Source organism: Bacteroidales bacterium, assembly GCA_017521245.1.
GTDB lineage: Bacteria > Bacteroidota > Bacteroidia > Bacteroidales > G3-4614 > Caccoplasma_A.
Genome location: JAFXDI010000030.1, coordinates 1 through 15,460, shown reverse-complemented (window position 1 = coordinate 15,460; position 15,460 = coordinate 1). Strand labels below are relative to the sequence as shown.

At 33.8% G+C, this 15,460-nt stretch carries 14 protein-coding genes; all 14 read left to right on the top strand.

Features of this window, described 5'->3' with window-relative positions:
- Positions 1-242: 242 nt before the first annotated feature.
- Positions 243-1,934, top strand: a complete 1,692-nt coding sequence (locus IKK64_05725; protein MBR4119564.1) for a glutamine--tRNA ligase/YqeY domain fusion protein — start codon at positions 243-245, stop codon at positions 1,932-1,934.
- 38 nt (positions 1,935-1,972) lie between these two features.
- Positions 1,973-3,373, top strand: coding sequence for a tetratricopeptide repeat protein (locus IKK64_05720; protein ID MBR4119563.1), 1,401 nt, complete (start codon positions 1,973-1,975; stop codon positions 3,371-3,373).
- Entirely contained in the window at positions 3,360-4,274 is a 915-nt protein-coding gene (locus IKK64_05715; protein MBR4119562.1) for a hypothetical protein, read from the top strand. Before IKK64_05720 ends, IKK64_05715 begins: the two co-directional genes overlap by 14 nt.
- Before the next feature lie 7 nt (positions 4,275-4,281).
- Positions 4,282-5,286 carry a UDP-N-acetylmuramate dehydrogenase gene (gene murB / locus IKK64_05710; protein MBR4119561.1) on the top strand — a complete coding sequence of 335 codons (1,005 nt, stop codon included), beginning with the start codon at positions 4,282-4,284 and terminating at the stop codon, positions 5,284-5,286.
- Positions 5,287-5,294: 8 nt separating this feature from the next.
- A complete protein-coding gene (locus IKK64_05705) occupies positions 5,295-6,050 on the top strand; it encodes an MBL fold metallo-hydrolase (GenBank protein MBR4119560.1) in 756 nt (251 codons plus the stop codon).
- 377 nt (positions 6,051-6,427) lie between these two features.
- Entirely contained in the window at positions 6,428-8,233 is a 1,806-nt protein-coding gene (gene rho, locus IKK64_05700; GenBank protein ID MBR4119559.1) for a transcription termination factor Rho, read from the top strand.
- A 201-nt stretch (positions 8,234-8,434) separates the two neighbouring features.
- Positions 8,435-8,725, top strand: a complete 291-nt coding sequence (locus IKK64_05695) for an HU family DNA-binding protein (GenBank protein ID MBR4119558.1) — start codon at positions 8,435-8,437, stop codon at positions 8,723-8,725.
- Positions 8,718-9,926: an HU family DNA-binding protein gene (locus tag IKK64_05690; GenBank protein ID MBR4119557.1), complete on the top strand. Its 1,209-nt coding sequence runs from the start codon at positions 8,718-8,720 to the stop codon at positions 9,924-9,926. The genes IKK64_05695 and IKK64_05690 overlap by 8 nt, the downstream gene beginning before the upstream one ends.
- Before the next feature lie 119 nt (positions 9,927-10,045).
- The gene (locus IKK64_05685) at positions 10,046-11,041 is read left to right on the top strand and encodes a MoxR family ATPase (protein ID MBR4119556.1); all 996 of its coding nucleotides are present in this window, start codon (positions 10,046-10,048) and stop codon (positions 11,039-11,041) included.
- 20 nt (positions 11,042-11,061) lie between these two features.
- Positions 11,062-11,928: a DUF58 domain-containing protein gene (locus tag IKK64_05680; GenBank protein MBR4119555.1), complete on the top strand. Its 867-nt coding sequence runs from the start codon at positions 11,062-11,064 to the stop codon at positions 11,926-11,928.
- Between the two features lie 20 nt (positions 11,929-11,948).
- Complete coding sequence (locus IKK64_05675) at positions 11,949-12,908, top strand: cell wall anchor protein (protein MBR4119554.1); 960 nt, start codon at positions 11,949-11,951, stop codon at positions 12,906-12,908.
- A gap of 8 nt (positions 12,909-12,916) precedes the next feature.
- A complete protein-coding gene (locus IKK64_05670; GenBank protein MBR4119553.1) occupies positions 12,917-13,900 on the top strand; it encodes a VWA domain-containing protein in 984 nt (327 codons plus the stop codon).
- A 12-nt stretch (positions 13,901-13,912) separates the two neighbouring features.
- A complete protein-coding gene (locus IKK64_05665) occupies positions 13,913-14,941 on the top strand; it encodes a VWA domain-containing protein (protein ID MBR4119552.1) in 1,029 nt (342 codons plus the stop codon).
- The coding region (locus tag IKK64_05660; protein MBR4119551.1) for a tetratricopeptide repeat protein at positions 14,941-15,460 on the top strand (520 nt) is incomplete at its 3' end. The genes IKK64_05665 and IKK64_05660, both read left to right, overlap by 1 nt.

Below are 15,460 nucleotides of genomic sequence, written 5' to 3'. Positions count from 1 at the left end.
CTTCTGAATAAAGCGGCAATCATCTCTGCTTGGTTTCTCATTCTCCATTTCTCCATCCATAAGGCTTGGGCGTAATTTATTGCCTAATCCTCATACTCTCTCAAAGAGGGTTATATCTCTAAAATTACCCTTGTTAAATCACCACCTTTCCTATCCTCTAATAAATTTGTCTTTTTTAAAGATAATATTTTCGAAAAAAATATCTAACTTTGCAAACTTCAAATACAAAGTATTTACAATATATGACAACAACAATTGAACCTATCGAAGAGGGTAAGACTAAAAATTTGAATTTTATAGAGCAAGCTGTTTCAGATGATTTAGCAGCAGGTAAAAACGGAGGAAGATTAAATACTCGTTTTCCACCGGAACCTAATGGTTATCTACATATCGGCCACGCAAAGGCTATATGTATGGACTTTGGAATTGCTCAAAAATTTGGAGGTACTTGTAATTTGCGATTTGATGATACTAATCCTGCAAAAGAGGATACAGAGTATGTTGATGCTATTATGGAAGATATTAAATGGTTAGGATTTGACTGGGAAGACCGTTTATACTACGCATCAGATTACTTTCAAAAGTTATGGGATCTTGCAATTCGCTTGATAAAAGAGGGATATGCTTATGTTGATGAACAATCATCAGAACAAATAGCAGCACAAAAAGGAACACCCACTCAACCGGGAACACCATCTCCTTTCAGAGATAGACCAATAGAAGAGACTCTTGACTTATTCGAAAGAATGAATAAAGGAGAGTTTGAAGAGGGTAGTATGGTTTTACGTGCAAAAATTGATATGGCATCACCAAATATGCACTTCCGTGATCCAATTATGTATCGTATTATCAAACATCCACACCATCGTACAGGAACAAAGTGGAATGTTTATCCTATGTATGATTATGCTCATGGACAATCCGACTTTTTTGAGGGAGTAACACACTCAATATGTACATTAGAGTTTGAAGTCCATCGTCCTCTATATAATTGGTTTATTGATCGTATTGCAGATGAAACATATCGACCACGCCAAATGGAGTTTAATCGTTTGAATTTAACATATACTGTTATGAGTAAACGAAAACTCTTACAATTGGTACAAGAAGGATTAGTGCGAGGCTGGGATGACCCTCGAATGCCAACTATTTGCGGATTACGTCGTAGAGGATATACCCCAGAGTCAATACGCAATTTTGTTGATAAGATAGGTTATACAAAGTACGATGGATTAATTAGTGTTTCTCTATTAGAGCATAGTATTAGAGAGGACCTTAATAAAAATGCAACACGAGTTTCAGCTGTTATAAATCCTGTAAAATTAATTATCACAAACTATCCTGAAGGAGAAGTTGAGTATGTTGATATGGATAATAATCCAGAGCAAGAGAATGCAGGAGCACATAAAATGCCATTTACTCGAGAGTTGTATATTGAAAGAGAGGACTTTATGGAGGATGCTCCTAAAAAATTCTTCCGTATGACTCCCGGAAAAGAGGTTCGTTTAAAAGGAGCATATATAGTAAAATGTACAGGTTGCAAATACGATTCAGAAGGAAAACTTGAAGAGGTATATTGCGAATATGATCCTTTAACCCGCAGTGGAATGCCGGAGAGTGCTCGTAAAGTAAAAGGAACACTTCACTGGGTATCAGCTCTATATAATCAAGAGATTGAGGTAAGATTATACGATAGATTATTTACTGTTGAAAATCCTGCTGAGGAGAAAGAGAAAGATTTTAGAGAACTTCTTAATCCAGAATCATTAGTAGTGGTTAAGGGATATGCAGAACAATATCTTGCTGAAACTGCGCAAGTTGGAGATCGTTATCAATTCCAACGTATAGGATATTTTACAGTTGATAAAGACTCTTGTCCTGGTAAATTAGTATTTAATAGAACTGTTTCGTTAAAAGACGGATATAAAGCATAAAACATTTGTTTGATAGTTGAATCACATTATATTTGAGTATGAGCAAAAAAACAGATTTGTTATTGCGATATGAGAGTATGTTGCGAGGAGAAAGCGTAGAGTGGTTCGATACTGAAGATTATGAAGAGATAGCATTGGAGTATGAAATGGCTTCAATGCTATCTAATGCAATAGAGGCAATAGAGATGGGGCTAAAGTATCATCCTATGTCAGAAGAACTCTTAGCAAGGAAAGCTTATTTCCTTTTAATTAAGGGACAAATAGACGAGGCTGAGAATATTATGTCTATTGTAACAGACAAAAGTAATGAAACTCAATTAATAAGAGTGGAATTGCGATTAATATCGGGAGATATTGAAGAGGCAATAACCCTAATAAAAGAGTTGCTAAAAGGGGGAAGTTTGCAAACTGAAGACCTTTTAAGTGTAATTGATTTATGTGCCGACTATAAATTATATAAGGAGATACTTCTTGATATATTTAATTCAATTAAGAAATTTGAAAGAGCTCAGCAATTATATCTTTTGCGTGAATTTATGAAGATATTAGAGGAGGAGTCTGAATATAAATTGCAATTGCAGGTAGTTGAGAAAATTCTTGATATAGATCCATATTCTTATCGTGAATGGTTAAGGGCAATAGAATTATATCTATACGATTCTGATATTCAAAAGGCATTTGAAGCCATAGATTATGCATTGGCGATAGATCCTGAAAACTCAGATGCTCTATATTATAAAGCCTATTGTTGTGCTGAGCAAGGTTATTATAAAGATGCAATAACAATACTTGAATCGTTAGATAAAAGCCAAAACGAATATATATATACGTTAATGGCAACATGTTATAACAAATTAGGCCTGTATGATAAGAGTGATAGAGTATTAGATGAAAGTCTGCAACATAATCCTTTAGATGCAAAAATCCTGTATGTAAAAGCTCAAAATAGATACAAATCGCAACAACCATTAGTTGCTATTGATTTGTTGAGACAAGCAGAGGAGATTGAGCCACACTCATCAGATATATTATATATGTTAACAAAACTCTATTATGAGCAGGAGAGCTATGATAAGGCAAAGGAGACGTTGTTAAAACTTAACTCTTCTGATTATGATGAGTCTGACGGAAAGATATATATATTAGCCGGTGATATAGAGACAAAATGTGGAGAATATAGAGAGGCGTTAAAATATTATGAGAAAGCCTTTGCACTTGATAAATACGATGTAGATACATGCTTAAAAATGTTATATACATACTCTGAACTCCATGATGTTGAGAATATGCAACGAATAATAGATTATGTTGAAGATTTAATATCAGATTCAAAAATAGAGACATTGCCTGATGAGGAGCAGTGTAGAGTGCTCTATTTGCGAACAGCAATAGATAAGATAAAAGATATTCTACGAAATCATATTGATGATACTATCTGATATATATAATATTAAATTTGTAGGAGTATTAATATTGCTAATATTGGGATACTCGTGTTCATCATCTAAATTGGGAGAAGATGAAACAGAGAGTATATCTCAAGAGAAACTCTTTATGCAGACAAATTTTAAAGAGGAATATTTAAAGGAGTGGGAGAATGGTGATAAATTTGTTTGTGTAACTAACGAGTTACCCGCTTTGTTATACCCTAAGAATGGAGTAAAAGAGAACTATTCTGATTTACAAGGAGCAATCTTTGAATATAAAGGTCTTGAAGAGATTCAAACATGGAAAGGATTTGAAACAAATATATTGTTTGAAAGAGATAATACACATTTTATATATAAAGTTTCAAAACCTATAGCAGATATATTCTCCTCAAACTTTACGCCATTATTGCCTGAATTTGTTTCATACAACTATATATCAAAGGCCGATTCTCTTTTAAAAGAGAAGGTTGTGTATATAAAAACATATAATTGGTATACTACTGAAGGTGTAGAAGAGAAGGGGAGAAGATTAATCCCTGTAACTATACAAAAGGTTGTTGCCGGAAATAAAATCTATCCTTTGTCCTTAATATTTAAGACAGATGAGGGAAAGGAGTATATGGTATATACCACAATGTATATGTCGCAATATTCGGCATTTGATAAATTATTTTCATTTACAAATCCTCGAGATAAATACCCACAAATAAAAGATAGCGTATGGGAGCAGATAACACAATCAAGAGTATCTTTGGGGATGACAAAGGATGAGTGTAGTATATCTCTTGGTTTGCCAAATGAAGTATCTCAAATACCAGAGTATTCGGGATTGAGAGAGCGATGGATTTATAGAACAGGAACATATTTGGAGTTTAAAGACGGATTATTAGTTGAGTTCCGTGTAATGTAAAAAAAGTATGATAAATATAAGAGAAAATATATCAATGAAAACATACCATACATTTGGTATGGATATAACAACGCGTTATTTTGCAGAGTACGATACCGTTGAAGATTTACGCTCGTTATTAATCTCTCCTGTAATAAAAAGTAATAATTTTTTACAGATAGGAGGGGGTAGTAACCTATTATTTACAAAGGATTATCCGGGTATTATATTACATTCTAAGATAAAAGAGATTACTGTTCAAGATAAAGATGATTATGTAATACTTAAAGTAGGAGCAGGAGTGGTTTGGGATGATTTTGTGGCGTATGCAGTATCAAATAATTGGTATGGAGTAGAAAATCTATCTTATATTCCCGGAGAAGTAGGAGCTTCGGCAGTCCAAAATGTAGGAGCCTATGGAGTAGAAGCAAAAGATGTTATTGAGCGAGTATTTGCTGTTGATGTGGAGACAGGTGTTGAAACAATATTTACCAACGAAGAGTGTAAGTATGGATACAGAAGCAGTGTGTTCAAGACTCAATTAAAAAGTCAATACATAATTACTTATGTAGAATACCGATTGAGTAAGACTCCTAACTATAAATTAGAGTATGGAAATCTTAAAAGTGCAGTTGGTGATACTCCTACATTGCAATCCCTTAGAGAAGCCATAATAGATATTCGAAAACAAAAGCTGCCAGACCCTTCTGAAATTGGAAGTGCAGGAAGTTTCTTTGTAAATCCTGTAATTGATACAGATCTGTTTTTATCTTTAAAAGAGGAGTATCCAAATATTGTTTCCTATCAATTGCCAAATAATAAAGTAAAACTATCTGCCGCTTGGTTAATTGACAATGCAGGATGGCATGGAAAAAAAGTGGGAGGAGCATCAGTATATCATAAGCAGTGTTTAGTGTTGATTAATGAGAACAATGCAAGCCCATCCGATATTATAGAGTTGGCAACTCAAATAAAACAGTCGGTTTACGATAAATATAGGGTTAAGATAGTTCCTGAAGTAATTTATATATAAAATTAGATATGAAAATTCTATTTTTAGGTACAGGAACATCCACTGGAATACCGCAAATAGGGTGTGAGTGTGAAGTCTGCAAATCTTCTAATCCAAAAGATAAACGATTGCGAACTTCGGTGTTAATATCTGATGAAGATAAAAACATACTCATAGATTGTGGCCCAGATTTTCGTCAACAGATGCTTAATTATAATATCAAACATATAGATGCAGTATTGTTGACACATCACCATTATGACCATATCTCTGGATTAGATGAATTGCGTTCCTTTACATATACTCAACCAATGCCTATTTATATGGAACAGAATGTGGCGGACTCCATAAAAAGAATGTATCCATATTGTTTTAGCGAAAACAGATATCCTGGAGTTGCAAATATAGATATTAAAATCATAGATAATACACCATTTGAGATATCTGGTAGAGATATTCAACCAATAAGAGTAATGCATTATAATTTACCCATATTGGGGTATCGATTTGGAAATGTGGCATATATTACAGATATGCTTACGATTTCTGATGAAGAGATAGAGAAATTACGTTCTCTTGATATTTTAATTATAAATGCTTTACGAAAAACTAAACATATTTCGCATCAAACACTTCAAGATGCCCTAAATATAATTGAACGAGTATCGCCTCAGAAAACTTATTTGATACATATGAGCCATCATATGGGTTTGCATGAGGAGGTCTCAATGCAATTGCCTGAAAACGTGTTTTTTGCATACGATGGTTTGCGGATAGAAATATAGAAGAGCCGAACAAAAAATAGGCAAATTTGTTTTTTTATAAAAAAATATCTATCTTTGCGAAGAATTCCATGAGTAAAAGACTCTTTTTGTTATCTTCCCAAACCATAGATAGAAATAGCTTGTTGCATTTTAGTAATTGTTCTATAGTGTTTGGTTTAAGTATATCTCTTTATGATGAATATCAATATAGAAAGAGATATAGAATAAGTGACATCAACCAATATTAGTAAGGGTGAGAGTGTTGTCATTAATAATATTATCTCATAATAAGGGATGATATGTTTATTTCTATAAAAAATCCTATAGTAATTATATAACAACAGATTATCTGTTATAATTAAACATTAAGGTGAACACCTTAAATATATTATTATTTCATGTACAATATTTCAGAATTGAATGCAAAATCTTTAGATGATTTGCACTCTATTGCTAAGGGTATGGGTATAACAAAAATATCATCATACTCTAAGGAGGCTTTGGTTTATAAAATATTAGATGATCAAGCTGAAAATGCGGCAATATTACCAAAGTCAAAGGTAAAAGTAACAAAAGACAAAGAGATGAAAGACAAAGAGGTCTTGACGGTAAAAGGAGCAGAAGTATCATCACTTCAGCCAAAGAAGATGATAAGCAGAAAGTCAAAACAAAAGAAAGAGACTTCGGTTGAGCCTACCCCAGAACAAAATGTTGTTGAAGAAAAGAGTATTGTAGAAGTTTTATCCCCTACCGAAGATAAAACTATTCAAGAAGAGAAAAAACCAAGAAAACGTATTAGAAAAATTGTTTCTAAAGAAGATACTCAGACAGAAGTTAATTCGGAAGCCGTAAAAAACTCAACTGTCGAAGAGGTAAAACTTGAAGAGGAACAAAAGTCTGAGACAACACAATTTCAAACATTTTTTCCACATAGTGAACATCAACGTTTTGTTCCACGAAACAAACAACCACAACCACAACAATCTGCACCAATAAAGAAAAGGATTGTTGAACCAGTACAAGAAGCAGAAACCTCTCTTTTAAAACCGGCTGAGCAAGCTGAACCTCAAGATAAAACATACGATTTTGAAAATAGAATAGTTAACTCAGGAGTGTTAGAAATAATGCCTGATGGGTATGGTTTCTTGCGTTCAGCAGATTATAACTATTTAACATCTCCTGATGATATATATGTATCGCAATCACAAATTAAACTTTTTGGATTAAAAACAGGAGACGTTGTCGAGGGACCTATACGCCCACCCAAAGAGGGGGAGAAGTATTTCCCATTAACCAAAGTTGATATGATTAATGGTAGGTCTCCTGAATTTGTTAGGGATAGGATATCATTTGATCATCTTACACCATTGTTCCCTGATGAAAAATTTGATTTAACATCAAATGGAGGAGACAATATCTCTGTAAGAGTAATTGATATGTTCTCTCCAATAGGAAAAGGTCAGCGCGGATTAATTGTTGCTCAACCTAAAACAGGAAAAACAATGTTATTGAAAGATATTGCAAATGCAATATCTGCAAATCACCCTGAGGTGTATATGATAATATTGTTAATTGATGAACGCCCTGAGGAGGTAACAGATATGGCAAGAAGTGTGAAGGCCGAAGTTGTATCATCAACCTTTGATGAGCCAGCAGAGCGTCATGTGAAAGTGGCAAGTATAGTGTTGGAGAAGGCAAAACGTATGGTAGAGTGTGGTCACGATGTGGTTATACTCCTTGATTCAATAACACGTCTTGCACGAGCATACAATACAGTATCACCTGCATCAGGCAAAGTGCTTTCTGGAGGAGTTGATGCAAATGCATTACATAAACCAAAAAGGTTCTTTGGAGCAGCACGTAATATAGAAAATGGCGGAAGTTTGACGATTATTGCAACAGCATTGACCGAGACAGGCTCAAAAATGGATGATGTAATATTTGAAGAGTTCAAAGGAACAGGAAATATGGAACTTCAACTTGATCGTAAACTTTCAAATAAACGTATATTCCCGGCAGTTGATATAGTTGCATCATCAACACGTCGTGATGATTTATTGTTAGATGATGAAACTTTACGAAGAATGTGGGTGTTAAGAAATTATCTCTCAGATATGAACTCTGTTGAAGCAATGGAATTTATTAAAGATAGGATGCTTAAAACAAGTTCTAATGAAGAGCTGTTAATATCAATGAACGATTAATGTAAAGTTCTTAAGATATAAATATTAGAAAGAGTGTGTCTCAACACACTCTTTCTTGTTTATATGTAAAAACAGATAACTATTTTTATTGGTATCTTGTAATATAACTTACAGAACTTTTTCTCTTACATATTTTATCTTTTATATATTTTGCGTATCTTTGTAAATTAACAATTAAGTTGTTGATTATTTTCAAAAATAATGGAATATAAAGAATTTTTAGAACTTCTTCAAAAGAGGGTAGGTAAGGATAAAAGGAGTACTGAACGCATCTCTTCATGTGTTGTTAAAACATTGAAAGAGCAATGTGCCGATATGAATACTGTTTCAGTTAAAGGGTTTGGTAATTTTGAACCAAAAAAGAAATTAGAGCGTGAAATTTTTAATCCTGCAACTGGTAGCAAAATGCTTGTGCCTCCAAAAATTGTTTTGACATTTAAACCCTCAACATCAATTAAGAATCAATTAAAAGGAATTAAACCAAATGAATAATAAACTTACCATATTAGATATTGCTGAATCTGTAGCAGATAAAAGCGGATTGACTAAAAAGGAGGCGGAACAGTTTGTTAAAGAGTTTTTCCTTTTGGCTTCTGAGGTTATATCAAAAGGGGAGTCTCTTACAATTAAAGGAGTAGGAACATTCTCTCCTGTATGGGTTGATGCACGTACAAGTGTTGATGTAAATACAAAGGAGAGTATTGAAATACCCGGTCACTATAAATTGTCTTTTACACCTGACAAATCTATGCGAGATGCTGTAAATGCTCCTTTTGCTGCATTCACAACAGAGGTTGTTACTGTAAATAATGATGACCTGCAAGAGGATAATTCTCAGTTGGTTAATGTTGAAACTAATGAACAATCAGAAGATAACGCATTGGCTCAAAATGAGAATGTTGTAATTGTTGATATAGCAGAACAATCGCAAGATATTGATCAAGTAAACGAGGATGCTCAAGAGAATTCTGATGAAGATAACAAAGAGCAATCAGAGAGTGTTGCCGAACAAATAGAAGATACTATTGAGGATGATTGCGAAAAAACAGAATCAGAAAATAATATATCTCTAACAGAAGTTAAAACAGGAGATACAGCTAAAGTTCTTGATGAAAAGAAAATTGAAAGGGAGTATCGTAAGCACACTCGTAATGGGTATATAAGTGGGTTCTTGACTGCTTTGCTATTATTTGTTGTTTTTATATTTATTTGGAAGTTCTTTATTGGTAACGAGAAAGGATTTTCTCTTTCATTCTCATCATTTAATCTATCTTCTTTAGTTGAACAAAATAGTGATAAAGACGCTGAGAGTGATAATATCTCTAAGAACAATGCAGATATATCAGTTGTTAATCCCATAGATAGTATCGAGGTTGTAAAAGTAGAAGATGCTATAAAAACAGAGGTGGTTGATAGCGTTAATGTTGTTGAAGATGTTAAGCCTAAAGAGCCCATTATTGAGACAATAACAAGAGGAAAGTTCTTAACAACTATTGCCAATAAATATTATGGGGATAAAGTGTTCTGGGTATATATTTATAGAGAGAATAAGATTTGGAATCCCAAAGATTTGCAACCGGGAGATAAGGTAATTGTTCCTGATGCAAGTAAATATGATATAGATGCCTCTAATCCCGAGTCTCTGAAGAGAGCAAAAGCACTTGAACAACAGATATTGTATGAAATAGAGTAGATATAATATTAATTAATTGCGATTTGTTATTTTTAACAGTCGCAATTGTTAAATTTAAGTATATAGACGTTAACTTTGTGACAGTTTTTGAAAAATTAATTTATAAATATAAATAAGATATGAATCAAATGGTTGATATTCGTGAACTTAATGAACTAATTGCAAGTAAAAGTTCTTTTGTAAATACAATTACAATGGGAATGGATAAGGTTATTGTAGGTCAAAAACACCTTGTTGATTCTCTGTTAATAGGATTGTTGTCTAATGGACATATTCTATTAGAAGGAGTTCCGGGTTTGGCAAAAACATTGGCAATTAAATCGTTGGCATCTTTAATTGATGCAAAGTATAACCGAATACAATTTACTCCAGATCTTTTGCCTGCCGATGTTATTGGTACTATGATATATAGTCCGGCAAAAGAACAATTCCTATCAAAGAAGGGGCCTATCTTTGCTAACTTTGTATTGGCAGATGAGATAAACCGTGCTCCGGCAAAAGTACAAAGTGCTTTATTGGAAGCGATGCAAGAGCGTCAAGTAACAATTGGTGAAAATACTTATAAACTTGATGATCCTTTCCTTGTTATGGCAACCCAAAACCCTATTGAGCAAGAGGGTACTTATCCTTTGCCCGAGGCACAAGTTGACCGTTTTATGTTAAAGGTTATTATCGGTTATCCTAAAAAAGAGGAGGAGAAACAGATAATACGTCAAAACATATCAGGAGAATCATTTGATTTAAAACCTGTAATTAAACCTTCTGAGATTGTTGAAGCTCGTGATGTAGTTCGTAAAGTCTATTTAGATGAAAAGATTGAGAGATATATTGTTGATATAGTTTTTGCAACACGTTTCCCTCAAGATTATGAATTAAAAGATTTGAAAGATATGATTTCTTTCGGAGCTTCTCCACGAGCATCTATTAATTTGGCTCTTGCTGCTCGAGCATATGCTTTCTTAAAACAAAGAGGATATGTAATACCTGAGGATATTCGTGCCGTTTGTCACGATGTCCTACGTCACCGTATTGGATTAAGTTACGAAGCAGAAGCAAATAATATTACCACAGAAGAGGTAATAAGTGAAATCCTTAATAAAGTAGAAGTTCCCTAATTAATAGAAATCTTTATCGGATGGAGACATCAGATTTATTAAAAAAGGTCCGTCAGATTGAGATTAAGAGTCGCGGATTATCTCGCAATATTTTTGCGGGACAATATCACTCTGCCTTTAAGGGTAGGGGAATGACGTTCTCAGAAGTTAGAGAGTATCAGTTTGGTGATGACGTTCGCGATATAGATTGGAATGTTACAGCACGACACAATAAACCCTTTATAAAGGTTTTTGAAGAGGAACGAGAACTTACAGTTATGTTGCTTATTGATGTATCTGCAAGTCGTAATTTTGGAGCAGTGGGAGAATCAAAAAAGGAGATGATAACTCAGATTGCTGCAACTCTTGCCTTTTCTACAATTCAAAACAACGATAAAATAGGCGTTGTATTCTTCTCGGATAAAATTGAGAAGTTTATACCACCTAAAAAGGGAAGACGTCATGTTCTGTATATAATTAGAGAGTTAATAGAATTTACTCCACAGAACAAAAAAACTGATATTGCACTTGCTTTGGAGTACGTAACTAATGCTATAAAGAAACGTTGTACCATATTTATGATGAGTGATTTTATTGATAAAAAGAATTATCAAAAAGCACTTACTATTGCAAATAATAGGCATGATATGGTTGCATTGCAAATATATGATAAACGCGAAGCAGAATTACCCAATGTAGGATTAATTAAATTAAAAGATGCAGAGAGGGGTGGTGATATGTGGATTGATACTTCGTCAAAGAAAGTACGAGAGCAATATACATCTTGGTGGAATTCGTGTCAAGAAGCAATGCAAGATGCAGCACGAAAAAGCGGAGTGGATATAACCTCTATTGCAACTGATGAAGATTATGTTCGTTCATTGATGACTCTCTTTGAAAAAAGATAATTATAAAAGATAGATAACTTATGTTTTTTACAAATATAAAAAGAGTTCTTTATGCTTTTTTGTTGATGTTCTCAACCTCTGTAATGGCACAGAGTGTTATAGTGTCAACAAAAATGGACTCCTCAGCAATATGGATGGGAGAACAAACTTCCATAAAGCTTGAGGTTGTTCAAGATAAAGATGCTCAATTATTGATGCTTATACCATCTGATACACTAACTCAAGGAGTTGAGGTGTTGTCTGTAACAGAAGGAGATACAACTGATATAAAGAATAATCGTATTCAAATTAATAAAGACATAATTATAACATCTTTTGATTCGGGATTCTATTATATACCACCAATAAAGTGTCTATTGGATAAAGACACTTTTGCTTCGGAATCATTAAGTTTAAAAGTGGTTCCTGTTGTAGTTGATCAACAAAATCTTGACTTAAAAGAGATAAAAGATGTTTGGTCTCCTCGCTTTGTTTTATTAGATTTTATTCCCGGTTATGTATGGATTATTCTTTTAGTTCTTCTTATAATTTGTGTTGCAATATATGCTTATCTTAAATTCTTTAAGAAAGATCTATTAGAAAAGGCTCAGGAGATAGCACAGATACCTCCTTACGAAAAGGCAATGGAAGAACTCTTGAAATTAAAAGAAGAGAAGTTATGGCAATCGGGACAAGACAAACTTTACTATACACGACTTATTGATATTTTACGAGAGTATCTCAATTTGCGTTTTGGCATAAATGCAATGGAGATGACATCAACTCAAATACTTGCCTCTTTAAGAGAAAATAAAGAGACAAAATTGGTTGAAAAGAATATGAAGAGTATATTAGCAGTAGCCGATTTTGTAAAGTTTGCAAAAATGCGACCATTGCCTGATGATAATGAGGCTTCCATGCGTAATGCAATCTCTTTTGTGGAGGATACAAAACCTCAATCAGAAGAGCAATTAGAAGATACTCAAAATAATAAAGAGTGATTATTATGATGATATTTGCAAATCCAGCCTATTTGTGGTTATTGTTACTTCTTATACCACTTGTGGCGTGGTACATATTAAAACAGCATAAGAGTGACGCTTCAATAGAGGTGTCAACCACCTTGCCATTTGATAAATTGAGCCGAAGTTATAAATATTATCTTCGACATTTACGTTTTGTTTTACGAGTGTGTGCATTAACTGCACTTATAATAGCCTTGGCACGACCTCAATCAACAAATAGTTGGTCAAATCGTACAACTGAGGGTATTGACATTGTTGTTGCACTCGATATTTCAACATCAATGCTTGCACGAGATTTTAAACCCAATAGAGTAGATGCTGCAAAAGATGTTGCGGCTCAGTTTGTCTCGGGAAGAACATACGATAATATAGGTTTGGTTATATTTGCAGGAGAGAGTTTTACCATGTGCCCAATGACAACTGATCACTCTGCATTATTAAATCTTTTGAAAGATGTTGAGTGTGGAATGATAGAAGATCGTACAGCAATTGGAGATGGTCTTGCAACAGCAATTAATAGAATAAAAGATGGTCCTGCAAAATCTAAAACAATTATTTTGCTTACCGACGGAACTAACAATGCAGGAGATATAGCGCCAGTAACTGCTGCGGATATTGCCAAGACATTTGGTATCAGGGTATATACAATTGGTGTTGGAACTCAAGGTATGGCTCCATATCCCGTACAACCCCCATATGGTATTCAGTATCAAAATTACCCTGTTGAAATTGATGAAAACACACTAAAAGAGATTGCTTCTAAAACTGATGGTGAGTATTTTAGAGCAACAGATAAAAATGCGTTGAAAGATATATTCTCGGAAATTGATAAGTTGGAAAAAACTAAACTTTCTGTTACAGAGTATAGTAAAAGAGAAGAAAGATTTATGCCGTGGGCAATATTGGCAATGTTGCTTTTGTGTGCCGATATATTATTAAAAAATACAATATTAAAAAATATTCCTTAATCATACACAACTATGTTCAGATTTGCAAATCCGCAATATTTATATCTACTCTTCATTGTTGTAGTAATATGGGGAGTCTTTTTTTATGGAGAGTTTAAACGTAGAAAGAATTTAAAAAAATTCGGAAAGATTTCGGTTATTGAGCCTCTTATGCCCGAGGTATCAAAATATCGCCCGTCATTAAAATTCTTTTTACAACAACTTGCATTAATACTTTTGATATTTGTAATTGCCCGTCCTCAAATGGGGTCAAAGTTGGAGACTGTAAAAAAAGAGGGTGTTGAGATTGAGATAGTGCTTGATGTTTCAAACTCAATGATGTCAAAAGATATTACACCAACTCGACTTGATAGAGCAAAGATGATTCTGTCAAAACTTGTTGATGAATTGGATAATGATAAAATAGGTCTTGTGGTGTTTGCTGGTGATGCCTATACCCAATTACCTATAACATCTGATTTTGTCTCTGCAAAAATGTTCTTGTCAACCATAAATACAAATATGGTTCCAACACAAGGAACATCTATTGGACGAGCAATTGATTTAGCGGCAAATTCATTCACTCAAGATGATAGTGCTGATAAAGCAATTATAGTTATAACTGATGCTGAAAATCATGAAGATGATGCAGTTGGCGCTGCCACTGAGGCTGCCAAGCGAGGTATTAGGGTTGATGTAATTGGAGTAGGAACCTCAAAAGGAGCACCAATACCCATAGGAAACTCTTCAAATAACTTTATTAAAGACCGTGAAGGAAATGTTGTTATAACCAAACTTAATGAGCAACTTGGACAGGAGATTGCAAAAGCAGGTAATGGAATATATATATCGGCAGATAATTCAAATAGTGCTTTAAGAGCAATTGTTGCAGAGGTACGTAAGATGAAAGGCTCGGATATAGAATCTAAAGTATATTCTGATTATGAAGAACAATATCAAGTATTGGCGATATTGGCATTTATCCTTTTACTTGTTGATTCATGGATACTTAATGGAAAGAGTAAACTAACCCAAAGAATAAACTTTTTTACCGATAAATAATGAAAATATTTATAATAATTACTCTATTGTTGTCGCTCCCCGGTGTGGTATTTTCTCAGAATGATAATAGATCAGATTCTGGTAATAAAACTGAACGTACCTCTATAAGAAGGGGAAATAAAGAGTTTGAAGCAAAAAATTATGTCTCAGCAGAGGTTGATTATCGTAAGGCTCTTGAGGCTTCACCATCATCAGTTACGGCAAACTTTAATTTAGGGGATGCTCTATATAAACAAGAAAAATATGCCGATGCAGCGGAAGAATTTAAGAAAGTTGCAGTTTCTGAGTCTGATCCAAAGAAAGCATCGGAAGCATGGTATAATCTTGGAAATTCATATTTAATGGATAAGAAAGTGGCAGAAAGTATTGAGGCTTATAAAAATGCGTTACGCCAAAATCCAAAAGATGAAGATGCTCGATATAACTTACGAATGGCTCAATTAATGTTGCAACAACAGCAACAACAAGAACAACAGCAGCAAGAAAATAAAAAAGAGCAGCAACAACAACAGCAACAGC